25 protein-coding genes and 1 riboswitch are annotated in these 25,043 nt (G+C 28.2%); of the genes, 23 read left to right on the top strand and 2 right to left on the bottom strand.

Annotated features, from left to right (window positions below):
• Window positions 1-506 precede the first annotated feature (506 nt).
• Together pflB and Q0G30_RS09285 are read right to left on the bottom strand one after the other, a co-directional pair.
• On the bottom strand, window positions 507-2,738 hold the full coding sequence (pflB, locus tag Q0G30_RS09290; protein WP_294389147.1) for a formate C-acetyltransferase: 2,232 nt from the start codon (window positions 2,736-2,738) through the stop codon (window positions 507-509).
• Between the two features lie 423 nt (window positions 2,739-3,161).
• Window positions 3,162-3,344: an alpha/beta-type small acid-soluble spore protein gene (locus tag Q0G30_RS09285; RefSeq protein WP_294135235.1), complete on the bottom strand. Its 183-nt coding sequence runs from the start codon at window positions 3,342-3,344 to the stop codon at window positions 3,162-3,164.
• A gap of 420 nt (window positions 3,345-3,764) precedes the next feature.
• On the opposite strand from Q0G30_RS09285, the gene Q0G30_RS09280 reads away from it, so the two are divergent.
• The 23 genes from Q0G30_RS09280 (at window position 3,765) to Q0G30_RS09170 (ending at window position 24,997) form a co-directional block, all read left to right on the top strand.
• Window positions 3,765-4,718, top strand: a complete 954-nt coding sequence (locus Q0G30_RS09280; RefSeq protein WP_195468168.1) for an iron chelate uptake ABC transporter family permease subunit — start codon at window positions 3,765-3,767, stop codon at window positions 4,716-4,718.
• Window positions 4,708-5,664, top strand: a complete 957-nt coding sequence (locus Q0G30_RS09275; RefSeq protein ID WP_294135239.1) for an iron chelate uptake ABC transporter family permease subunit — start codon at window positions 4,708-4,710, stop codon at window positions 5,662-5,664. The genes Q0G30_RS09280 and Q0G30_RS09275 overlap by 11 nt, the downstream gene beginning before the upstream one ends.
• Window positions 5,661-6,416, top strand: coding sequence for an ABC transporter ATP-binding protein (locus Q0G30_RS09270; protein ID WP_195468170.1), 756 nt, complete (start codon window positions 5,661-5,663; stop codon window positions 6,414-6,416). The genes Q0G30_RS09275 and Q0G30_RS09270 overlap by 4 nt, the downstream gene beginning before the upstream one ends.
• A gap of 117 nt (window positions 6,417-6,533) precedes the next feature.
• Entirely contained in the window at window positions 6,534-7,475 is a 942-nt protein-coding gene (locus Q0G30_RS09265) for a siderophore ABC transporter substrate-binding protein (protein ID WP_294389145.1), read from the top strand.
• Window positions 7,476-7,699: 224 nt separating this feature from the next.
• Window positions 7,700-8,818, top strand: coding sequence for an ATP phosphoribosyltransferase regulatory subunit (gene hisZ, locus Q0G30_RS09260; RefSeq protein ID WP_294389143.1), 1,119 nt, complete (start codon window positions 7,700-7,702; stop codon window positions 8,816-8,818).
• A 10-nt stretch (window positions 8,819-8,828) separates the two neighbouring features.
• Window positions 8,829-9,455 (top strand): ATP phosphoribosyltransferase, encoded by a 627-nt coding sequence (hisG, locus tag Q0G30_RS09255; RefSeq protein ID WP_294135247.1) that lies wholly within the window; start codon window positions 8,829-8,831, stop codon window positions 9,453-9,455.
• Window positions 9,456-9,490: 35 nt separating this feature from the next.
• Window positions 9,491-10,786 carry a histidinol dehydrogenase gene (hisD, locus tag Q0G30_RS09250; protein WP_294389141.1) on the top strand — a complete coding sequence of 432 codons (1,296 nt, stop codon included), beginning with the start codon at window positions 9,491-9,493 and terminating at the stop codon, window positions 10,784-10,786.
• Complete coding sequence (hisC, locus tag Q0G30_RS09245) at window positions 10,770-11,843, top strand: histidinol-phosphate transaminase (RefSeq protein WP_294389139.1); 1,074 nt, start codon at window positions 10,770-10,772, stop codon at window positions 11,841-11,843. Before hisD ends, hisC begins: the two co-directional genes overlap by 17 nt.
• Window positions 11,821-12,402, top strand: a complete 582-nt coding sequence (hisB, locus tag Q0G30_RS09240; RefSeq protein WP_294389137.1) for an imidazoleglycerol-phosphate dehydratase HisB — start codon at window positions 11,821-11,823, stop codon at window positions 12,400-12,402. Before hisC ends, hisB begins: the two co-directional genes overlap by 23 nt.
• A gap of 37 nt (window positions 12,403-12,439) precedes the next feature.
• Window positions 12,440-13,054, top strand: coding sequence for an imidazole glycerol phosphate synthase subunit HisH (gene hisH / locus Q0G30_RS09235; protein WP_294389135.1), 615 nt, complete (start codon window positions 12,440-12,442; stop codon window positions 13,052-13,054).
• Window positions 13,051-13,767, top strand: a complete 717-nt coding sequence (gene hisA / locus Q0G30_RS09230; RefSeq protein WP_294389133.1) for a 1-(5-phosphoribosyl)-5-[(5-phosphoribosylamino)methylideneamino]imidazole-4-carboxamide isomerase — start codon at window positions 13,051-13,053, stop codon at window positions 13,765-13,767. The genes hisH and hisA overlap by 4 nt, the downstream gene beginning before the upstream one ends.
• Before the next feature lie 31 nt (window positions 13,768-13,798).
• Window positions 13,799-14,563 (top strand): imidazole glycerol phosphate synthase subunit HisF, encoded by a 765-nt coding sequence (hisF, locus tag Q0G30_RS09225; RefSeq protein ID WP_294389130.1) that lies wholly within the window; start codon window positions 13,799-13,801, stop codon window positions 14,561-14,563.
• A 26-nt stretch (window positions 14,564-14,589) separates the two neighbouring features.
• Entirely contained in the window at window positions 14,590-14,916 is a 327-nt protein-coding gene (gene hisI, locus Q0G30_RS09220) for a phosphoribosyl-AMP cyclohydrolase (RefSeq protein ID WP_294389128.1), read from the top strand.
• Window position 14,917: 1 nt separating this feature from the next.
• On the top strand, window positions 14,918-15,238 hold the full coding sequence (gene hisE, locus Q0G30_RS09215; protein WP_294133403.1) for a phosphoribosyl-ATP diphosphatase: 321 nt from the start codon (window positions 14,918-14,920) through the stop codon (window positions 15,236-15,238).
• A gap of 135 nt (window positions 15,239-15,373) precedes the next feature.
• Window positions 15,374-16,021, top strand: a complete 648-nt coding sequence (locus tag Q0G30_RS09210) for an HAD family hydrolase (RefSeq protein ID WP_294133397.1) — start codon at window positions 15,374-15,376, stop codon at window positions 16,019-16,021.
• A 174-nt stretch (window positions 16,022-16,195) separates the two neighbouring features.
• The gene (locus Q0G30_RS09205; RefSeq protein ID WP_294133392.1) at window positions 16,196-16,627 is read left to right on the top strand and encodes an Rrf2 family transcriptional regulator; all 432 of its coding nucleotides are present in this window, start codon (window positions 16,196-16,198) and stop codon (window positions 16,625-16,627) included.
• A 72-nt stretch (window positions 16,628-16,699) separates the two neighbouring features.
• A complete protein-coding gene (locus tag Q0G30_RS09200; RefSeq protein WP_294389125.1) occupies window positions 16,700-18,076 on the top strand; it encodes a cation:dicarboxylase symporter family transporter in 1,377 nt (458 codons plus the stop codon).
• A 380-nt stretch (window positions 18,077-18,456) separates the two neighbouring features.
• Window positions 18,457-20,667 carry a stage V sporulation protein D gene (locus tag Q0G30_RS09195; RefSeq protein WP_294389123.1) on the top strand — a complete coding sequence of 737 codons (2,211 nt, stop codon included), beginning with the start codon at window positions 18,457-18,459 and terminating at the stop codon, window positions 20,665-20,667.
• Between the two features lie 24 nt (window positions 20,668-20,691).
• Entirely contained in the window at window positions 20,692-21,885 is a 1,194-nt protein-coding gene (ftsW, locus tag Q0G30_RS09190) for a putative lipid II flippase FtsW (protein ID WP_294389121.1), read from the top strand.
• 189 nt (window positions 21,886-22,074) lie between these two features.
• Window positions 22,075-22,383, top strand: coding sequence for a hypothetical protein (locus tag Q0G30_RS09185; RefSeq protein WP_294389118.1), 309 nt, complete (start codon window positions 22,075-22,077; stop codon window positions 22,381-22,383).
• Between the two features lie 311 nt (window positions 22,384-22,694).
• The gene (locus Q0G30_RS09180; RefSeq protein ID WP_294389116.1) at window positions 22,695-22,982 is read left to right on the top strand and encodes a DUF503 domain-containing protein; all 288 of its coding nucleotides are present in this window, start codon (window positions 22,695-22,697) and stop codon (window positions 22,980-22,982) included.
• A 136-nt stretch (window positions 22,983-23,118) separates the two neighbouring features.
• A riboswitch (SAM riboswitch) is annotated at window positions 23,119-23,294 on the top strand.
• An 86-nt stretch (window positions 23,295-23,380) separates the two neighbouring features.
• Window positions 23,381-24,340, top strand: a complete 960-nt coding sequence (locus Q0G30_RS09175) for a methionine ABC transporter ATP-binding protein (RefSeq protein WP_294389113.1) — start codon at window positions 23,381-23,383, stop codon at window positions 24,338-24,340.
• Window positions 24,341-24,997 (top strand): methionine ABC transporter permease, encoded by a 657-nt coding sequence (locus Q0G30_RS09170; protein ID WP_294389111.1) that lies wholly within the window; start codon window positions 24,341-24,343, stop codon window positions 24,995-24,997. It abuts the gene before it with no gap.
• The last annotated feature ends 46 nt before the right edge of the window (window positions 24,998-25,043 follow it).

Raw genomic sequence — 25,043 nt, 5'->3', positions numbered from 1 at the left:
GCTTTTAATTCATGGGTATATAAGAGTATAGTATATGAAACTGTAGATAATGAATTAGGAGTTATTGATGAAAATGGAACTATAACTATAAGTGGAGAGTTGAAACATAAAACTAAAAGGATACCCCTTAATGGATTTATTGAAATAGAAGTTATAAATAAAAAAAGATGAAATTATTTTAGAGAGAGATTTGCCAGAAATTATTAATGCCTATATTTCTGCGTAAGTTGAAGATGAAGAAGAAGTAGTAGTAGCTATAAAAAATCAAGCACTAAATTATAGAGTTTATAATGGTATAAGCTATTTATATAGAAGTGGAAAACAGAAAATAGAAACTAGTAATCCTATATATATTTATAAAAAGTTAAATGTTAATATGGTAGTAAAAATAAATGTGAGAATAGTTAGAATAGAAGAAATTTCAGTTAAGATATGATTAATTATTCATAATTAAATAAGAGCTTATTGCATTTGCAATAAGCTCTCTATTTAATATTATAAACTGATTACATTGATTTGTGGAATGTTCTGTTTATAACGTCTAATTGTTGTTCTCTTGTTAATTTAATGAAGTTAACAGCATATCCAGAAACTCTGATAGTTAATTGTGGATATTCTTCTGGGTGTTCCATAGCATCTAATAAAGTTTCTCTATTAAATACATTTACGTTTAAGTGTTGAGCACCTTGAGAGAAGTATCCATCCATCATAGTACCTAAGTTATGGATTCTGTTTTCAGGTGTTTTTCCTAATGCATCTGGAACAATTGAGAATGTATTAGAAACACCATCTTGTGAATGTTCGTAAGGAATCTTAGCAACTGAGTTTAATGATGCTAATGATCCGCTACAGTCTCTTCCGTGCATTGGGTTAGCTCCTGGTGCAAATGGTTCTCCAGCTTTTCTTCCACATGGAGTAGTACCAGTCTTCTTACCGTAAACAACGTTTGAAGTAATTGTTAATACTGATTGAGTGTGGTAAGCATTTCTATAAGTCTTGTTTTGTCTGATCTTATTCATCATGCTTTCAACTAACCAAGCAGCGATTTCGTCAACTCTATCATCATCGTTTCCGTATTTAGGGAAGTCACCTTCAACTTCGAAGTCGATAGCAATACCTTCTTCGTTTCTTATTGGCTTAACTTTAGCATATTTGATTGCAGAAATAGAGTCAGCACAAACTGATAAACCAGCTATACCACAAGCCATAGTTCTGAATACATCTCTATCATGTAAAGCCATTTGTAATTTTTCATAAGAATATTTATCGTGCATGTAGTGGATAACATTTAATGTATTAACATAAAGGTTAGCTAACCAATCAGTCATAACATCAAATCTTTCCATAACTTCGTTGTAATCTAAGTATTCACCAGTTAATGGAGCAGTTTTAGGTCCAACTTGCATTCCATATTTCTCATCTTTACCACCGTTTATAGCGTAAAGTAAAGTTTTAGCTAAGTTAACTCTAGCACCGAAGAATTGCATTTGCTTACCAACTCTCATTGCAGATACACAACAAGCGATAGCATAGTCATCTCCCCAGTATGGAGCCATTAAATCATCATTTTCGTATTGAACTGAGCTTGTATCAATAGAAACCTTAGAACAGAAATCTTTAAATCCTTGAGGTAATCTAGTTGACCATAAAACAGTTAAGTTTGGTTCTGGTGATGGTCCTAAAGTATATAATGTGTTAAGTACTCTGAAAGAGTTCTTAGTAACTAAAGTTCTACCATCTAATCCCATACCACCGATTGATTCAGTAACCCAAGTAGGATCTCCTGAGAATAAATCGTTGTATTCTGGAGTTCTTAAGAATTTAACTAATCTTAACTTCATTACGAAGTGATCCATTAATTCTTGAGCTTCTTCTTCAGTAATAACACCATTTCTTAAATCTCTTTCAATGTAGATATCTAAGAAAGTAGAAGTTCTTCCTAGAGACATTGCAGCACCATTTTGGTCTTTAATAGCTCCTAAGAATCCAAAGTATAACCATTGGATAGCTTCTTTAGCGTTAGTAGCTGGTTGAGATATATCGAATCCATAGCTAGCAGCTAATCCCTTTAATTCTTTTAATGCAAGAATTTGATCAGATATTTCTTCTCTTAATCTGATTACATCTTCATCAATTGTCTTAACTTCTAAGCTTAATTTTTGTTGTTCTTTATCTTGTATTAATCTATCAACACCATATAAAGCAACTCTTCTGTAGTCACCTATGATTCTTCCTCTACCGTAAGCATCTGGAAGACCAGTGATAACACCAGATTTTCTAGCTAATCTCATTTCTGTAGTATAAGCATCGAAAACACCTTGGTTGTGAGTTTTTCTATATTTGCTGAATATTTCAGAAATTCTTGGGCTTACTTCATATCCATAAGCTTTAGCAGCATTTTCAGCCATTCTAATACCACCGTATGGCATTACAGCTCTTTTTAATGGAGCATCAGTTTGTACACCAACGATTTTTTCAAAAGCTTGGTCAATATAACCAGGGTTATATTCATTGATTCCAGATATAGTTTCTGTATCTACATCTAAAACTCCACCATTTTCTCTTTCTTTTTTGAATAATTCACTAACTTCAGCCCAAAGTTTGTTTGTAGCTTCAGTAGCTCCAGCTAAGAAACTATCATCACCTTCGTATGGAGTATAGTTAGTTTGAATAAAGTTTCTTACGTCAACACTTTTTGTCCATGAACCTGTTTTGAAATCGTTCCATTCTTCTCTCATATATAGCGCCTCTTTTCTTAAAATTATTACATAAGTAATGTCATTTAAAGTTAAACAATAATTAGAATTAAGTAATAATAATTATTATTTAACAATGGCATATTTAAACTATATCACTAAATTTTATAATTTTCAAGCATAAAATAGAAAAATTTTAGTTGCAATTATTTATAGTGATTTAATTCCTTAAATATAATAACATAGTATTACTCCATAATCAAAGGGGATGTATAGAAAATAGGGAATGATATTGTAGAAAAAAATATTATTTTTAACAAAATGTAAAAAAAAAATAAAATCACACATAGATAGTTAAAAAAATAACAATACATATAAGTTAAATTTATAAATTTTACAAAAAGTAAGAAAATAGAAAGAATCCTTACAAAATATAAGGATTCTTTCTATTTTCTTTATTTAATTTTATTTAATGCTTTGTTCATATTGTTCTACCATTCTTTTAACCATTTCGCCACCAACGCTACCACATTGCTTTGAAGTAAGATTTCCATTGTAATCTGTAAAAGGAACTCCCATTTCATTTGCTACTTCAGTTTTAAATTTTGATAAACCATTTTTTGCTTCAGGTACTAATTTTTGTGCCATTTAAAGTCCCTCCTAAATTTTGAAAAATTATTTTATAAAGTAATTATTTACTTTACATTATTATATTGTGCAAAAAAAGTTTTTAATAACCTATAAAAAAGTAGGGAAACAAGCCAAAAAGGTTATTTAAATAAAAAGAATACCTTTATTATTTATGTATTGGGAAGTAAGGATTAATAAAGTAATTTGTTAAATAAATGGTATTTTACATAAGAAATTTTTTGTGATTACAGAAGAGTATTCGTTTACATTGTTACTATTATTTTTCCAAAAGAATATTAAATTAGAAAAAATATAAAAATGTGTAGACAAAGGAATATATTAATGATAATATAATCAAAGGAAAATGATAATTAATATCAATAAAAGTATTTTTTGTTAGATTTAATTTTAAAGATAATAAATTATGGGGGATAACAGATGAAAAAGAGATATTTATTTATTATATTGATAATATTATCAATTGCATCGGTATTTATTGGTGTATCAAGTATAAGTATAAATGATATATTAACATTCAATATAGATAAAATACATATATTACTTGTAAGTAGAGTTCCGAGATTGGTAGCCATATTAGTTGCAGGGATGGGTTTAAGTATAAGTGGGCTTATAATGCAACAAATCAGTAAAAATAAATTTGTTTCACCAACCACAGCTGCTACGGCAGATTTTGCGAAGTTAGGAATATTATTTTGTATGATGATAATACCTAATGCTAAAACCATGGAAAAGATGATTGTATCATTTGTTTTTGCTGGGTTAGGAACAGTTTTATTTATGAAAATGATAAAAGCTATAAAAATAAAAAATATAGTTTTTGTACCTTTAATAGGAATGATGCTAGGTAAGATAATTGGATCAATTACTACTTTTTTTGCTTATAAATATGATTTAGTTCAAAATATTTCATCTTGGATGGAAGGGGATATGTCATTAATAATGAAGGGAAGTTATGAATTACTTTATTTAAGCATTCCAATGGTAATAATAGCATTTTTATATGCTAATAAATTTACTATAGTAGGGATGGGAGAAGACTTTGCCATTAATTTAGGTCTTAATTATAATTTCGTAGTAAATGTAGGACTAGCAATAGTTTCATTAATATGTGCAGTAACAATTATAACTGTTGGTAATATACCTTTCTTAGGACTTATTATTCCTAATATAGTAAGTTTATATAGTGGAGATAACTTAAAGAAAACATTATACCACACAGCTTTATTGGGGCCTATATTCTTACTTGCTTGCGATATTTTAGGAAGAATAATAATATTCCCATTTGAAATGTCAATAAGCTTAACTGTTGGAGTAATTGGAAGTATAATTTTCCTTTATATGATAATAAGGGGGACAAGAAATGAAGACTAAAGATAAAAAAAGTATATTTATTTTATCAATATTAGCTTTAGTATTAATATGTTCATTTTTATTTATTGGAGTAAATAGTATTAACTTTAAGTATGCTTTATATAGAAGAATTCCTAAAATATATGCAATGATATTAACAGGCGGAGCAATAGGGTTCTCATCGTTAATATTTCAAACTGTAACAAATAATAGAATATTAACACCTAGTATTTTAGGAATAGATTCATTATATGTATTGTTACAAACATCTGTAGTATTTTTATTAGGTTCATCTTCAGTAATAATGAGTGATGGAAATATAAATTTTATAATTACAATAGCATCAATGCTTTTATTTTCAAGTTTGATGTATAAGTTTATATTTAAAAAAGGAAGTAAAAATATATTTACATTACTATTAGTAGGTGTAGTATGTGGGACTTTGTTTGAAAGTTTAACTACATTTATGCAGGTTTTAATTGATCCAGTAGAATTCCAAATGGTGCAGGATAAAATGCAAGCTAGCTTTAACAATATAAATACAGATTTATTATTTATATCAAGTATAGTAATAATTATTTGTATAGGGTATGTTTATGATTATTTAAAAATATTAGATGTTATGGCATTAGGAAGAGATGAAGCGATAAACCTAGGTGTAGATTATGACAAAATAGTGAAAAAAATGTTAATAGTAGTAGTTTTATTAACATCAGTAGCTACAGCTTTAGTTGGTCCTATAACATTTTTAGGATTACTTGTAGTAAATATTGCAAGACAACTTATATCAAGTTATAAACATAGCGTTTTAGGTGTTGCAACTATATTAATTAGTGTAGTTGCCTTAATAGGCGGACAGTTATTAGTTGAGCAGTTAATGAATTTTGGTGTTTCGGTAAGTGTAATAATTAATTTTGTTGGAGGAATTTATTTCATTTACTTAGTAATGAAGGAGAGAAATAGATGATAGAAGTAAAGAATATAACTAAAACTTATGGTAATAAAAAAGTAGTAGACAATGTATCTTTAAGTATTCAAGAAGGAAAAATAACTTCTTTCATAGGACCAAATGGAGCAGGTAAAAGTACTCTTCTTTCAATAATGAGTAGACTTTTAAAGAGAGATTCTGGAGAAGTTTTAGTGGATGGTAAAGATATATTAAAATGGGACAATAAAGAGTTAGCTAAAAAAATAGCGATTTTGAGACAATCAAACAATATTAATATTAGGTTAACAATTAGAGAGTTAGTTAGCTTTGGAAGATTTCCGCATTCACAGGGAAATTTGAAAGAAGAGGATTATAAATATATAGATGAAGCAATTAATTATATGCAACTTAAGGAGTTTGAAGATAGATATTTAGATGAATTAAGTGGAGGTCAAAGACAAAGAGCATATATTGCAATGGTAATAGCTCAAAATAGTGATTATATATTTTTAGATGAGCCTTTAAATAATCTAGATATGAAGCATTCAGTTGAAATTATGAAAACATTAAGAAAGCTTTGTGATGAATTAAATAAGACAGTTGTAATAGTAATACATGATATTAATTTTGCATCTTGTTATTCAGATTATATAGTAGCTCTAAAGGATGGAAAGATTGTAAAGGATGGAGTTACTGAGGAAACTATACAAAAAGAAGAATTGGAAAATATTTACGAAATAGATTTCCATATTGAAAATATCAACAATAGAAATATATGTGTATATTTCTAATAAATAAGTTATTAGTGGCAAATTTAAAAAATTTGCCTATTAAATAAAATAATATTGATAATGAATATCAATATTATACGATTAAAAATTAAATTTTATATAAAGAGGTGGATAATAATGAAGAAAAAAACAATTATATCAATAGTAGTTTTATTGGTAGTAGTTTTTGGGGTATTTGTAATTACAAAATTTGCAGGAGCAGAAGGAAATAGTGGAGAAGAAACACTAGTAGTAAGCCATGAACTTGGTGAAACAACTGTTAATAAGAATCCTAAAAGAGTAGTAGTATTTGATTATGGAATTTTAGACTCATTAGATAAGTTAGAGGTTGAAGGAATAGTTGGTTTAGTTCAAGATGGGCTTCCAGAACACTTAAGCAAGTTTGAAAGTGAAGATTATTCAAGTGTTGGATCTTTAAAGGAACCTAATATGGAAAAGGTATTTGAATTAACTCCAGATTTAATAATAATTTCAGGAAGACAAGCTGATTATTATGAAGAGTTAAGTAAAATTGCACCAACAATACATTTAGGTGTAAATAATGAAAATTATTTAGAGTCGTTTTCAGAAAATATGAATAAATTAGGTGAAATATTTGGTAAAGAAAAAGCTGTTGAAAAAGAACTTACAGCTATAACAGAAGCAATAGAAGAATTAAATGCAAAGGTTACAGAAAAGAACGTTAATGGACTTATAACATTAGCTAATGATGGTTCATTCAGTGTATATGGTGCAGAATCAAGATTTGGAATAATTCATAATAGTTTTGGAGTAACTCCTGTTGATGAAACTATAGAAGCGTCAACTCATGGGCAAAAAGCTTCATTTGAATATATTGTAGAAAAAAATCCACAATACTTATTTGTAGTAGATAGAGCTGCTATAGTAGGAGGAACAACTTCAGCTAAGGAATTATTTGAAAATGAATTAATGAAAAAAACAGATGTATATAAAAATGATAATATAGTATACCTAAATCCAAATATTTGGTACACAGCAACAGGTGGATTTACTTCAACAATGATAATGGTAGAAGAAATAGATAATGCAATAAAATAAAAATAAAAAATTGAAATAAAAATAAGCTAGTTACTTTTTAGTATCTAGCTTATTTTTATTTAAAGTTATAATAAAATATTAATTGTTATGAAATATAAAAAAAATAGATAATAAAATAAGAATAAAAGTTATATTTTACTAAAAGAAGGTAATAAAATATGATAAATATTAATTGACAAATAAAACCATAAATAGTATATTATTATTAACTTTAATACTTTAAAGTGCTAAAGGGGGCGGTTAAAATTAAGAATATAGTACCAGAAGGAACTAGAGATTTTACTATTGATGAATGTAAAAAAAGAAATGTAATTATTAAAACTATAACAGGTGTATTTGAAAAGTGGGGATATGGGGAAATAGCAACACCTACAGTAGAGTATTATAAAATTTTTAATCATAAAACTCAAAGTTTAAAAGAAGAGGAAATGTATAAATTTTTTGATAAAAGTGGGAGTATACTGGTATTAAGACCAGATATGACAGTACCTGTAGCAAGAATGATAAATACTAAATTAAAAGATATGACTTTACCTTTAAAGCTTTTTTATACAGCAAATGTATTTAGAGTTCATGAAAGTTTAGAGGGAAAAAGAAATGAATATTTAGATTGTGGAATTGAACTAATTGGTGGAGACGGAGAAATAATAGATTTGGAAATTTTAGTAACAGCACTAGAAGTATTAAAATCATTGAATACAAAGGAAAATTTTAAGTTAGAGATTGGAGATGTAAATATCTTAAGGTCTGCAATTGATGAAATGAACTTAAGAGAAGAAGATAAAGAAAATATAATTACTCTTATTAATAAAAAAAGTCTAATAAATTTAAGGGATTATTTGGAAAATTTAAAAATTAGAGATGAATATAAAGAGTTTTTAACTACTTTGCCATGGCTTTTTGGCGGATACGATATGATAGAAAAGGCTAAAAAGTTAGCTTTTAATAATATAGTTAAGGAGAATATTTTATATTTAGAGAAGATATTTTTAAATTTAAGAGAGTTAGGATATGAAAAATATATATCAGTGGATATGAGCATGGTTCCAAGAGTAAATTACTATTCAGGTATCATTTTTAAAGGGTATGTTTCAGGAATAGGATCAACTGTTTTAAGGGGAGGAAGATATAATAGGCTATTAGAGAACTTTGGAAGAAAAACTTCAGCAATTGGATTTTCAGTAGATGTAAATTTGCTAATTGATTCTTGCGAATATAATAAAGATATTGATAGAAGACCTATTGTACTAAATAAAAGTAATTATTTATTAAAACTAAAAGAATTAATAGAGAAAACAAGAGATGGTGAATATCTGGAGGTTATATATAAAGGGGAAAAGTAGGTGATTTAATTTGATTAGTATAGCACTTACCAAGGGTAGAATAGAAAAAGATGCAGTAAAAATATTTGAAAAAGCAGGCTTTGGAATTGAGCAATTGAAGGATAAGGGGAGAAAATTAGTCTTTGAAGATACTAAGGAAGAAATAAAATACTTTTTAGTAAAGGCTAACGATGCAGTGACATATGTAGAACATGGAGTTGCTGACATAGCTATAGTAGGTAAAGATACATTATTAGAAAAAGGTGAAAACTATTATGAAGTTTTAGACTTGGGGATAGGAAAGTGCAAATTTATAGTGGCAACACTACCAAATACTAATATTTTTAATAAGATAGGACATATAAAAATAGGTAGTAAGTATCCTAATGTTTCTAAGAATTATTTTGAAGCAAAAGGGATGGATGTTGAGATAATAAAAATTGAAGGATCAGTAGAACTTGCACCTATATTAGGTATTAGCGAGGGGATAGTAGATATAATGGAAACTGGAACAACATTAAAGGAAAATGGATTAATTGTTGTTGATGAAATTTGTGATATAAGCTCAAGGGTTATTGTTAATAAGTCGAGTTTTAAATTAAAAAGAAATGAAATAAATGAAGTTATAGATAGAATAAGAATAGCATGTAAAAGTTAATGTTTATTATATAAAACTAAAGGGGGCAAGTTAATATGATGGACATAATAGAATTAAACAATAAAAATATAAGTGATATTGTATCAATAATAAAAAAACGAAGTAATACTTTGAATATAAGAAAAGGTGTAGAGGATATAATTAAAAATGTAAGGTCTTATGGAGATAAGGCTTTAAGGGATTATACCTTAGATTTTGATAAAGTATATATTGAGAAGTTTAAGGTGGAAGAGGAAGAAATAGATAAGGCTTATAATCAGTGTGATTTAGAATTTATAGAAATATTAAAAGAAAGTATTGAAAACATTAAAAAATATCATGAGAAACAAAAAAAGACAAGCTATATATACCAAAAGGAACTAGGAATTTATATGGGACAAAGGTTAATACCTATGGATAGTGTAGCTATATATGTTCCAGGCGGAAAAGCAGCATATCCTTCATCAGTTTTAATGAATGCAATTCCAGCACAAGTTGCAGGAGTAAAAGAAATAGTATTAGTTACACCGCCAAATAAAGATGGAAAAATTAATAAGCAAATATTAGTTGCAGCTAAGTTATGTGGAATAAATAAAATTTATAAGTTAGGGGGAGCACAGGCAATAGCTGCGTTAACTTATGGAACTGAAAGTGTTGAAAATGTTTCTATGATTGTTGGTCCAGGTAATGCTTTTGTAGCTGAGGCTAAGAGACAGGTCTATGGTGATGTTGGAATTGACATGGTAGCTGGACCTAGTGAAATCTTAATTGTTGCAGATGAAAAAGCAAATCCTAAATATATTGCAGCAGATTTAATGTCTCAAGCGGAACATGATGAATTAGCATCATCCATATTAATTACAACATCTAAGGAACTAGCAGAAAAAGTTAATGAAGAGATTAAAGTGCAAATAAAAGGATTAAATAGAAGAGATATAATAAAAAATTCACTTAATAAATTTGGAAAAATAATAATTTGTAATTCTATAGAAAAAAGTATTGAGGTAGCTAATTTAATAGCACCGGAACATTTAGAACTTTTAATAGATAATCCTATAGAATATTTAGAACAGGTTAAAAGTGCTGGTTCAGTATTTTTAGGAGAATATACTCCAGAACCTATAGGTGACTATTTTGGAGGAACCAATCATGTATTACCAACTGGTGGTACTGCAAAATTTTCATCACCACTATCAGTAGATACATTTATAAAAAAATCATCATTCCTATATTATTCACAAAAAGCAGTAAAAAGAGATGGAAAAAAGATAATTAGATTTGCAAATGAAGAAGGTTTAACTGCTCATGCAAATTCAATAAAGGTAAGATTAGATAATGAAGAAGATAAATAGTTATAATAATGTGATAAGTAGGGAGATAGGGATAAGAGTAAATGCAAATGAAAGCTATAAAAATATAAGTGATGATGAAGTAAAAGGTGTAATAGAGGATATTAAAAGGTTAAAGTTTAATAGATATCCAGATAGTGAGTGTAATGAGTTAAGAGAAGTATATGCAAAAGTAATTGGAGTAGGTAAAGAGAATTTAATAGCTGGAAATGGTTCGGATGAAATGATTTCTTTAATTATAAGTTCTCAAATTGCTAGAAAAAAAGTTGTACTAACTATAAATCCAGACTTTTCAATGTATGATTTTTATACATCTATTAGTGATGGAGTAATAAAAAAATATAATACGGAAGAGGATGGATCTTTTTCTGTTAATAAATTTATTAACTTTGGTAAAAAGGTATCTCCAAAGATAATAATATTTTCTAATCCTAATAATCCAACAGGGCATGTAGTTAGTAATGATGACATACTATATATATTAGATTCTTTTAAGGAGAGTTTAGTAGTTGTTGATGAAGCTTATTATGAATTTTATGGACAAAGTATGATTCAGTATATAGAAGAATATAAAAATTTAGTAGTAACTAGAACATTATCTAAGGCATGGGGATTGGCAGCTTTAAGAGTAGGTTTTTTAATTGCTAATAAAGAATTAATAAAAGAATTAAATAAAAGTAAAGTTCCATATAATTTAAATTCATTTTCGCAAGTTGTAGCATGTAATATTTTAAGGCATCCTGAAAAAATACTTAAGAACGTAGAAGAAGTAGTCTACGAAAGAGAAAAATTATATGAAAATTTAAAGCGTATAGAGAAGATAAGTGATAATAAAATAACATTTTATAAATCTAAGGCCAATTTTATTTTTGGTCGATTTACTAAAAAAGATGATATAAAAAGATTATTAGAGGATAAAGGAATATTAATTAGATATTTTAATGATGATAGTTTTAGAATAAGTATTGGATCAGCATTGGAAAATGACTTAATTGTTAATGTGATAGAAAAAGCTGTGTTAAGTGTGGAGGAAGAATATGATAAGAGTATCACAAATTAAAAGAGATACGAAAGAAACTAATATAAGCTTAGATATTAACTTAGATGGTGATGGAATTAGTAATATTAAAACAGAAATAGGTTTTTTTAATCATATGCTAACATTAATGGCCTTTCATAGTAACATTGATATTAACTTAGAAGCTAATGGAGATTTAGATGTATGTGATCACCATTTAATTGAAGATACTGGGATTTGTATAGGTAGGTGTTTAAAGGAGGCATTAGGAGATAAAAAAGGAATAAAGAGATATAGTACAGTTTTTATTCCCATGGATGAAGCTTTAATAATGGTTTCTTTAGATATTAGTGGAAGAGCGTTTTTACATTTTGAAGGGGATTTTAAGCGTGAAAGCATAGGAAAGTTTTCTGTAGAAATGGTTCAGGAGTTTTTTAGAGCACTTGCATTTAATGCAGAAATAACTCTCCATATAAAAGTATTATATGGAGAGAATGATCATCATAAAATTGAAGGTGTTTTTAAAGCATTTGGTAGAGCATTAAAAGATGCTATAAAAGTAGAAACAAATACAATACCATCATCTAAAGGATGTATATAGATATTTAAAGTAAACCTGTTAGGAGTTGAAAAGTAGAATGATTATTATTGTTGACTATGGTATGGGAAATTTGAAAAATGTTTATAATGCATTAAAGTATTTAAATATACCTTCAAAGATATCTAATGAAATATCAGAAATACGATCTGCAGATAAATTAATTCTACCAGGGGTTGGAGCTTTTAATAAGGCTATGTATAACCTTAATAACACAGGATTAAGTGATGTTATAAAAGATAAAGTTAATAGTGGAACACCACTATTAGGTATATGCTTAGGAATGCAAATGATATTTAAAAAGGGATATGAAAATGGTATTTGTGATGGATTAGGATTTATAGATGGAGAGGTTAAGCTTCTAGCGCCTACAGAAAAGGTGAAAATACCCCATATAGGATGGAATAGATTAGAATATAGTAACAAAAATGATTTAATTAAGGGGTTAGAAGAGAATAGTTTTGTATATTATGTACATAGCTATGTTGCAACCAATGTAAAAGATAAAAATTTAATAGGATTTTCAAATTATGGTGGAATTAAAATTCCTTCAATAGTTTGCAATGATAATGTCTATGGAACTCAATTTCATCCAGAGAAAAGTGGTGAAACAGGGCTTAGGATACTTAAGAATTTTGGGGAGGTAATAAAATGATTATAATTCCAGCAATAGATATAATTGGGGGGAAGGCAGTTAGATTATATCAAGGTGATTATAGGAAAAAAGAAGTTGTAGGGGATGACATACTTAATATAGCAAAATGTTTTGAAAAGGATGGAGCAAAATATATTCACTTAGTAGATTTAGATGGTGCTAAAAAGGGAAAGTTAGTAAATAAAAAAATAATATTTAATTTACTTAAAGAACTTACTATTCCAATAGAAGTTGGTGGAGGCATTAGAAAGTATAAAGAAGTTGAAGAGTTAATTAATCATGGTGTTAGTAGAGTTATTTTAGGTACATCAGCTTTAGAAGATGAAGATTTAATTTCTAGAGTTGTAAAAGATTTTGGAGAAAAAATTGCAGTTGGGGTCGATTGTAAAGGTGGGTATATATGTACAAAGGGATGGCGTGAAGAAAGTGATGCACATTATATAGGCTTTTGCAAGAGAATGGAAGAAATAGGGGTTAAAAATATAATTCTAACTGATATAAGTAAAGATGGAACCTTAGAGGGGACTAATATATCTATGGTTAAGCAACTTAGAAAGTATGTATCAGTTAATATTACAGCATCTGGTGGAGTTAGAGATTATTATGATATTAAAAAGCTTAATGATTTAGATTTATATGGTGTAATTATAGGAAAAGCATTATATTCAGGAAATATTGATTTAAAGAAAGCTATAGAGTTATGTTCTAAGTAATTTTGAATTTTTTATGAATAAGGGGGCGGAAATGCATACAAAAAGAATTATACCTTGTTTAGATGTTAAAAATGGTAATGTTGTTAAAGGAGTAAACTTTGTAGGAATTAAAGAAATAGGAGATCCAGTTAAGCTAGGTGAATATTACTATAAGCAAGGTGCAGATGAGCTTGTTTTCTTAGATATAACAGCCACTCATGAAGATAGAGGAATAATGGAAAAAGTAGTAGAACAAGTTGCAGAAAGAATATTTATACCATTTACAGTTGGTGGGGGAATAAGAAGTATTGAGGATATAAGAAGAATTCTTAGGGCTGGTGCAGATAAGGTTAGTCTAAACTCAGCGGCAGTAAAGAATAAAAATATTATAAGTGAAGGTGCTACATACTTCGGAAGTCAATGTATAGTATTAGCTGTAGATGCTAAAAAAAGAATGGATAATTCAGGGTGGAATGTTTTTGTAAATGGTGGAAGGATAGATACAGGAATAGATGCTATAAAGTGGATTAAAGAGGCAGTTAATCTTGGTGCAGGAGAAATATTACTCACTTCTATGGATGCAGATGGTACTAAAAATGGATTTGATTTAGAGTTAACTAAAACAGTAAGTGAAATTACTAATGTACCTATAATAGCATCAGGAGGTTGTGGTAGTTTAAAGGATTTTAAAGATGTATTTAATGTTGGAAGGGCTGATGCAGCATTAGCAGCCTCTTTATTCCATTATGGGGAACTTACCATAAAAGAAGTAAAAGAATATATGAAAGAAAATAAAATAGCAATTAGAACAATATAGGGATTGGAAAAGATATGGATGGTAAAATGGATAGTAACAGAATTATATTAAATTTTGAAAAGGGAAATGGACTTATACCTACTATAATTCAAGATTATTATAGTAATGAAGTTTTAATGTTAGCATATATGACAAAAGAAAGTTTTGAATTAACAAAAAGTACAAAGAAAACTTGGTTTTATAGTAGAAGTAGAAATGAATTGTGGAATAAGGGGGAAACATCAGGAAATTTTCAAGAAGTAAAAGAAATATGGACTGATTGTGATAATGATACTTTATTAATAAAGGTAAAACAAAATGGGGTAGCTTGTCATACAGGAAAAATGAGTTGTTTTTTTAGGAGGATTACTTAAAGTGGTATTAGAAGAGTTATATGAAATAATAAAGAGCAGAAAAAATACAGGACAAGATGGTTCATATACTAAATATTTATTTGAGAAGGGTACAGATAAAATATTGAAGAAAGTAGGGGAGGAATGTACAGAAGTAATTATTGCATCAAAAGGAAGCCATAAGAAGGAAATAGTTAATGAAGTTTGTGATTTAGCATATCATATATTAGTATTAATGGTAGATCAAAATATTGATATTGAAGAAGTTAAAGATGAATTAATTAATAGAAGGAGTAAAATTAATAATTTCAAGGGTGAAAGAAAAGATATAAAGCAATTATAAATATATAGTATTATCTTACTTATATATTTATAATAAGATTATATAGGCCAATGATATTAAAACTATCATTGGCTTATGTTATAATAAAGTTATTACATAATCTTATAAGAAATATAATATTAGGAGAATATAAAAATGATTAAAGCAGTAATATTTGATTTAGATGGCACATTATTAGATACATTAGAAGATTTAGCAAATGCGTGTAATTATGCTTTAAAAAGTTCAGGGTTCGAAACTCATGATATAAAGGATTATACTAGATTTGTTGGAAATGGAAGATATAAATTAATTGAACGTATAGTCCCAGATAAGTATAAACAAGATAAAGAAATAATAAATAATGTTTTAAGATTATTTGATACGTATTATGGAGAACATATGGTTGATATGACAAAACCTTATGATGGAATTATTGAAATGATAGAGGAACTAAAAGAAAGAAACATGAAAATAGCAGTAGTATCAAATAAACCACATGAATTTGCTGAAGATGTAGTAAGAAGATATTTTGGAGATTCTTTTGAAATAACATATGGACAAAGGCCAAATCATCCAACTAAGCCAGATCCTAAAACAGTTTATGAGGTAATGGAGTCATTGAATATTAAAGAGGATGAATGTATATATGTTGGCGATTCTGATGTAGATGTAAATACTGCAAAAAATGCTGGAGTTAAATCTGTAGGTGTAGCATGGGGATTTAGAGGTGAAGGTGAATTAAGAGAAGCAGGTGCAGACTTTATAATTAAAACTCCAATTGAATTACTAAAAATAGTATAATATAAAATTAAAGATATTCATGTCAAAATAGATATATAGGAGTTGTCTTATATATCTATTTTGTTTTAAATATAAATAATAGAAAAATATTGACAATTAAAAAAAAAGGATATATTATTAACATAATACCGATAGGAAAGGTAGGAAAAGAAGAGGTTGAAAGTAGGTGAATTTATGAAGATTTCTACTAAAGGAAGATATGGAATTAGAGCATTAATTGATTTAGTAATTAACTCTGAATGTGGAAGTGTAACTTTAAAAGCTATATCAGAACGTCAAGAAATATCAGAGAGATATTTAGAGCAAATATTTTCATTACTTAGAAAATCAGGTCTAATAATAGGAAGAAAAGGAGCACAAGGTGGATATACTTTGTCAAAAAGTCCAAGTGAAATTACTATAGGAGAAATTTTAAGGGCCTTAGAAGGAGAATCACTTCTTATAGATATAAATAATGAAGATTCAAATGATATAGAGAGGTTTGTAAATAAGGTTATTTGGAGTGAAATTAATAAAAAAATAAATGATTATTTTGATTCTATAACATTAGAATATATTGTTGAAGAATATAGAAAAGAAAAAGAAGAAATTATATATTATATATAATTAAAACTAGTATAAGTAAAAGTTTTAATGTAATATATACATTGAAGTATATCAATATATCAGGAGGAGAAAATGAATAGTACTTTTTTATCAGATTTTATAATGATAACAAATTTTAAGACAGTAGCCTTTATTATTGTTCTTATAGCTGTGTTATTTGGAGTAAATATTATGGCTAAAAAGAAAGTTAAATTTTCAACTAGAATGATAGTCTCGACTATTGCAGGTTTAGTTTTAGGAATAATAATTCAATTAGTGGCAGGACTACCTAATAATCCAGGTGAGATTCAATGGATTAATGAAGTAAGTAAGTGGTACGGACTTGTTGGATATGGGTTTATGGACTTATTAAAAATGCTTGTAGTACCTTTAATATTTGTATCTATTATCAGAGTTATTATTAATATGAAAGATGGAGAAAACCTTGGAAAATTAACAACTCGATCATTACTTATATTACTAGGGACAACAACTATTGCTGCTATTGTTGGTATTATAGTAGGAAATTTATTTAAATTAGGAGTTTCAGCTAATATAGTTGAAAGTACAAGTGAAATAAGAGAAATAACACCAGTAGTTGATACTTTAAGAGGATTACTACCATCAAACCCAATAGCTGCAATGGCAGAGGGAAATGTAGTTGCAGTAGTAATCTTTGCAGCATTTATTGGTAATTCTATGAAAATATTAAATAAAAAATATAGCGAAGTTATTAAACCTGTAACTGATTTAGTTAATGGTTCTTATAAGATAATAACTAGTATTGCTATGACTGTTATAAAGTTCATGCCTTATGCAGTAGTAGCGTTACTTGCTAATACAATAGCAGGAAGAGGATTAGCAGCTATAAAAGAAGTTGTTGGATTTATAATAGCCCTATATGTAAGTATAGCTATTGTATTTATTATACATTTAGTGATTATTGCGGCTTTAGGTATTAATCCATTTAAATATGTAAAGAAAGTTATGGAACCTTTAATTTTAGCTTTTACTTCTCGTTCAAGTTTAGGAACATTACCAGTTACAATAGAAACATTAACTGAAGGTGTTGGAGTAGACAACGGAATAGCATCATTTGTAGGTAGTTTAGGTTCAAACATGGGTATGAATGGATGTGCAGCAATTTATCCAGCATTAATGGCTGTAACATTAGCAAACATGTCAGGAACAACAATGGATATAAGTTTCTATGGAATGCTTATAGTAATAATAGTAATTGGTTCATTAGGAATTGCAGGTTTACCAGGTAGTGCAACTATGGCAGTTTCAGTTGTTATATCAGGAATGGGAATGGGAGCATACTTCCCATTAGCAGGAGGAATAATAGCAATTGATCCTATATTAGACATGGGACGTACAATGCTAAATGTAAATGGAACAATGGTTACAGCAGTAGCTGTAGGAAAGAGTTTTAATAAAATAGATAAAGAAAAGATAAATAGTAAGTAATTTCATAAATAAAAGTAGTTAATGTTAATTAAATTTATTAATTTAGTAATATTAACTACTTTTTATTTTATAGAAGAAAACAATGGAAATAGCTTTAGGAATATTATAGGAAATGCATTCTTATATGTGAAATTTATATAAAATTTTATCAGAAATTAGATAATATTTGATGATAGTGTCTTTTGATATAAGTGAAAATATAGTAAAATATAACTTATGTAATATAGTATATTTTATGAAAAACTTTTATTTAATAATAAATTTATAAATTCATACATTTAATGACAATTTACTCTTTTAAAGTTAAACTATTATATTAAAGTTATAAGTTTGCTTTTAAGGATATATTTAAATTAAATATTAAGATAGGAGATAAAAAAATGGCGTATAAAAAGAAAAAATACAAAAAGAACAAAAAGTCAATTGGATATAAAAGTAGATTGTATATTGTTTCGGCTATTGTATTTTGTCTGTTGGGATTTCTTGTATTGAGGTTAGCATGGGTAATGATAGTAAGTGGACGCTCTCTAGAGGCAAAAGCAAATTCTGAATGGCAAAAAGAAGTTAGTGTTACAGCCCAAAGAGGAGATATTTTAGATAGAAATGGATCAGTGTTAGTATCTTCAGCTAATGTATATAGAATAGATTTTGACCTGGATACTGTTAGAAATCATATTAAAGAAAAGAATTTAACAATGGATGATATTGCAGTTCAAATATCAGATGTAACAGGTGTAGAAGTTGATAAAGTTCTAAAAGCATTAAATAGGAAGAATTCAGATGGAAGTGATGCTAGTTATGCACCATTGATTAGGGGCGTTACTAAAGCTGTTGCTGATAGCGCTGATGATTTAGATATATATGGATTAATTGTTTCTAGAGATGTAAAGAGATATTATCCTAATGAAAACTTTTTAGCAAGTGCATTAGGAGGAATTAATTCAGAAGGAACAGGACTGACAGGTATAGAATTACAATATGATGAATATTTAGCTGGAATTGCAGGTATGAAAATAGGAGCTTATGATAGTAGGGGGAATAGATTGCCTTTTGATACATATAAGTTTACACCAGCTATAGATGGTAGTGATATTGTAACAACAATAGATGAGAATTTACAATATATAGCTGAAAAGATTGCAGAAAAGGGATTAGATCAACATAATGCTAAAGGAGTTCATGTACTTATTATGGATCCTAATAATGGAGAAATATTAGCAATGGTAAATAAGCCAGATTATGATCCAAATGATCCATTTTCAGGATATGAAAGCTTTGATGGTGAAACTGATAATGATAAAATACAAAATATGTGGAGAAATTGGTTAGTAAGTGATACATTTGAACCAGGATCAACATTTAAAACTATAACAATGATTGCTGCACTAGAAGAAGGATTAGTTAGTGATAATAATATATTTACTTGTAATGGATCTGTTAAGTTTGGTAACACTACTGTTCATTGTTGGAAGCATGAAGGTCATGGTACACAAACTTTAGCAGAGGTTTTAAAAAACTCTTGTAATGTTGGCATGATGGAAATAGGTGAAAAACTTGGAATTGATAATTTAAATGAATATATATATAAATTAGGGTTTGGTAAAACAACAGGAATTGACTTGCCGGGTGAAGCATCAGGAATTGTTAAGACAAGTGATACAGTATCAGCAATTGACTTGGCAACAATATCGTTTGGACAAACTAATACTGTTACAGCACTTCAACTTATGGCAGCATTTAATTCTATAGCTAATGGGGGAGATCTTATTCAACCACATATAGTTAAAGAGATTTCACATGAGGATGAAAGCGGAAATAGGGTTATTGATGAAACTATAAAACCAACAATAAAGAAAGATTTATTATCTGATGAAAATACAGCATTGCTTAGAAGTTATTTAGAGAGAACAGTTACTAAGGATGGTCCTGATGGATCATTTATACAAGGGTACAATGTTGGAGGAAAGACAGGAACTGCTCAAAAGGTTGATCCTACAACAGGGACATATTCATCTGATAAATATATATCATCTATGGTAGCCTTAGCACCTGTAGAAAATCCACAGATAACGGTATTTATAGCAGTAGATGAGCCAAGTAATGGGTTATATTATGGGGGAGAGGTAGCAGCTCCACTAATGAAAGAGTTATTTGAAGAAGTGTTTAAGTATATGGATTCACCATTAGCTAAAGAGAGATTTTCTATTTATAAAAATGTTATAATTCCAGATGTAAGAGGAAAGTCTATCGAAGAGGCAAAAAAAGTGTTAAAAGAAAATGGATTAGAAGCTGAAGTTAAAGGAAATGGAAAAACTATTGTTTCAATGGAGTCATATCCAGGAGCTACAGTAAAAGAAGGAACTACTATTTCTATTACAGCAAAAGATAGTGGACAAGTAGAAAAGGAAATTATAATGCCAGATTTAAAAGGTAGTACTAAAGAATTTGCAACTTCTATTTTAAATAATCTTGGCCTAGTGTATGAATTTGAAGGAGAAGGAACTGTTCATTCTCAAAGTATAACTAGTGGAAATAAGATTGTAAAAGGCACAAAAGTTACAATAACATTAAAAAAGGAATATGAATATTAAATATTGTATGCTGGAGAAGATAATATGAGTAGTAATAGTAAAAGATTAAAAAAAGGAAAAAGTAAGAAGAAGGTAAAAAGAAAATCTAAGCTAAGTTCTGTTAATCCATATATACTATATTCTGTATTAGCACTTGTTGCAATAGGGATAATTATGGTGTTTTCAGCAAGTTATTATGATGCATTATATAAACATAAAGATGTATTTTATTTCTTGAAAAAGGAGCTTACATGGGCTCCTGTTGGACTAGTAGCATTAGTAGTTATGATGTTAATAGACTATCATGTGTGGAAAAAGTTTACGGTAGCTGCTTATGGAGTTACAGTAATAGCTTTAGTGGCGGTGTTGTTTTTTGGAAGTACTATTAATGGAGCTACACGTTGGTTAAAGATTGCTGGAGTTTCTTTTCAACCATCTGAACTTGCTAAATATGTTATAGTATTTTTCTTAGCTATGATTATAGATAAGTATGGGAAAGTAAGTAAAAATTGGAAGATTCCATTGATATATCTATTTTCAGCAGCTCTATTTGCTGGTTTAGTATTTTTAGAAAATAATTTAAGTATTGCATCTATTATAATGTTTGTTGCATTTATAATGGTTTTTGTATCAGGTATGAGTTTTAAGGAAACATTTAGCTTAATATGTATTGGTGGAGTTATTGGAAGTATAGGGATTTTTACTTCTGATTATAGAACAGAGAGATTTATAAGTTTTTTAGATCCATGGAAATATTCTAGTGATGAGGGATACCAATTAGTACATTCTCTTTATGCTTTAGGATCAGGGGGATTATTTGGTGTTGGATTAGGAAACTCAAAACAAAAAGCTTTATACATGCCTGAGCCACATAATGACTTTATATTTGCTATAATAGGTGAAGAGTTAGGACTTATAGGATGTATAGTTGTTATTGTTATATTTGTGATATTAATATCAGCAGGAATAAAAGTTGCATCTAGAGCTAAAGATAGATATGGTAAGCTTTTGGCTACTGGAATAATTTCTGTAATTGCTGTGCAGACGATAATTAATATTGCAGTTGTTACTGGAAGTATGCCAGTTACAGGAGTTCCTTTACCATTTATAAGTTATGGAGGAACTTCAATAGTATTTAATTTAGCTGCTATTGGTATTTTGTTAAATATTTCAATGCAGTGCAAAAATCCTAAGGATGAAATTCAAGAAAAAATAATAAAAAGTAAAATGAATGTTTAATAAAGAGGTTGCGGAAGCAACCTCTTTATTAAAGAATAGCTAATTAGAGTATTATTGTAAATTTAAATTATATTTATTAGATGGTATTGTATAATAAAATATGTATATTAGAACCTTTTAAAATAAAAAAACATAAAATTTAATAAAGAAAAAAACCTTAGAAGAAATAAAAAGTGGAGTGGAAGCTTTATGAACATTTTTAAATTATTAAATAATGATATTGAAGGATTAAGTGAGGAAGAAAGGTTATTTGCAGAAAGATTTAATGAAGAGTTAAGAAATAATATAATAAAGTCTTTAGTTGAACAGGATATAGAAGAACTTATTAAAGAGTTAAGGGATGATGAGGAAAGTTTCAAAGAGAAGTTAACAGATATATTTATAAATGGGAAAAAAGGATATAATAAAATGCCTACTAAAACTCTAATTGATATTTTCCTTGATAAAAAGGATGAAGGTGAATTTATAAATTTAATTGAAGGTATAAGCGATATGTAAAATATTTTTGCCTTTGAAATAAATCTATACAATAGATTTATTTCAAAGGTATTTTTATTATAGATATATCAAATAAAATTTAATTTCATAATATTTCCATAGAAATTTTAAAATAAAAATATTTTCATAGGTTTAAACAAAAACATCTTTTTATACGTCTATATATTAGAATTACAAATAGCACTATTTACATAATTCTAGATAGGAGAATATATTAATGATTAAAATAATAGAAATATTTGAAAGCAAGATGGATAGAATATTAGTAGGATATTAAATTAGTATAGAAAACTAAAGTTGAGGTGTACAATATGAAGATATTAATAATGAGACTAGAACTTAGAGCAGAATGGGTAAAGTCATTGAAAGAAAAAAGAATGATAGTATTAAGCTTAACTAAGAGACTTTCAAATAAATTTAATGTATCAGTTTCAGAGGTTAATTATCAAGATGTACATGAGCAAATTGAAATTGGTATTGTATCAGTAGGAACTACGAAAGAAATATTATATTCTTTAAAAGAAAAAATACTAGATTTCGTTGAGGATAATACTGATGCAGAATTAGTAAGAATAGAAGAGGAAATTATTGATTACTAAAAATAAGGCCTATTTTATAAATTATTAAAATATAAAATAAATTACCTATAAATGAAAAAAATTCTAAAGAAAATATTGACAAAAAATCTAAAGTAATATATATTTATATCAACGACACAAAATAAATAAATATTATATCTTATCAAGAGTGGTGGAGGGACTGGCCCTGTGAAACCCGGCAACCTGTCGATAGTGACAAGTGATAAGTGACAAGTGACAAATTTAAACTAATAATTTGCCATTTGTCACTTGTCACTTGCAACTGGTAGACGTGGTGCTAATTCCTGCAGTTTTTTAACTGAGTGATGAGAGGGTAAATTAATAGGTGATTTTTATGCGCACTTGAGTTTATTCTCGAGTGCGTTTTTTTTATTTATAAAATAAGGAGGAGAGAGACTGTGATTAAAATAAATAATGTACATAAAAGTTTTAATGGGGTAGAAGTTTTAAAAGATATAACATTAGAAATAAAAAAAGGAGAGGTCTTTGGCTTAGTTGGTCATAGTGGTGCCGGAAAATCTACATTATTAAGATGTATAAATGGTTTGGAATCATATGATAAAGGAAGCATACTGGTAAATGAATATGAAGAAGTAAAAGCATTGAGTAATAAATCAGTAAGAAGCTTTAGAAAAAATTTAGGAATGATATTTCAACATTTTTCATTACTTGAAAGAAGAAATGTATATGATAATGTGGCTTTACCATTAGAGTGCTGGGGATATTCTAAAGCTGATATAGATAAAAGGGTTTCAGAACTTTTAGAATTAGTTGGTTTATCTGATAAGAAAAAAAGTAAACCAAGGGAGCTAAGTGGTGGTCAAAAGCAAAGAGTTGCAATAGCAAGGGCGTTAGCTTTAAATCCTAATATTCTTTTATGTGATGAAGCTACATCGGCATTAGATCCCAATACGACAAAATCCATATTAGCTTTATTAAGAGATATTAATGAAAAGTTAGGAATTACAATAATTATTGTTACACATCAAATGGAGGTTGTAAAAGAAATTTGCCAGAGAGTAGCTATTATGGAAGGGGGACAAGTAATAGCTGTTGGAAAAACAGAAGATTTATTCCTAAAGAATTCTAAAGCATTAAAATCATTAATTGGAGAAGAAGAGATATTGCCAAGCGAAGGAATAAATATTAGATTATTCTTCCCAAAAGATAATTCAAATGACAGTATAATTACTGCAATGGCAAGAGAGTTAGATATAGATTTTTCTATTGTATGGGGAAAGTTAGAAAGATTCAGAGATGATGTTTTAGGTTCATTAGTTATTAATATAAAAGAAAATCAAAAAGACAAAGTTGAAAAATACTTAACATCTAAAAATATGCCATGGGAGGTGATTTAAATGGAGAAATTTTTAAGCTTTTTTACTGATATATTGATAGAAGCACTAGGACAAACCATATATATGGTGGGTATATCAACAATATTAGCTACATTGATTGGATTTATATTGGCGATTGTGCTAGTTGTAACTGATGAAGGTGGATTAAAACCTAATAAAATTATTAATTCAATTTTAGGGTTTGTAGTTAATACTTTAAGAAGTTTTCCTTTTATAATTTTAGTTGTCGCTATTATTCCTTTAACTAGGGCTATAGTTGGAAAAAGTATAGGAGAAACAGCAGCGTTAGTTCCTTTAACAATAGGGGCTGCTCCATTTATTGCAAGAGTAATAGAAGGAGCGTTAAAGGAAGTAGATAAAGGATTAATTGAAGCTGCAAAATCTTTTGGAGCTTCAGATTTCCAAATAATTTTTAAAGTGATGGTTAAAGAAGCAATGCCGTCAATTATATCTGGAATAACATTATCTATAATATCAATAATCGGATATTCTGCAATGGCGGGGGCAGTCGGAGCAGGTGGAGTTGGAGCAGTAGCATTAACTTATGGATATCAAAGGTTTGATAATGCAGTAATGATATATACAGTAATAACACTTATAATAATTGTTCAATTACTACAAGGGGCAGGTAATTTAGCATATAAGAAGTTAAAATAATAGAAGCAATAAGCAATAATTAAAGGGGATTAATATACAGAGAGTC

Origin of the sequence: uncultured Clostridium sp. (assembly GCF_934754925.1) — a bacterium.
Classification (GTDB): Bacteria; Bacillota; Clostridia; order Clostridiales; family Clostridiaceae; genus Clostridium.
The sequence above is the reverse complement of the archived record's forward strand: the minus strand, read 5'-3'. Positions and strand labels throughout refer to the sequence as shown.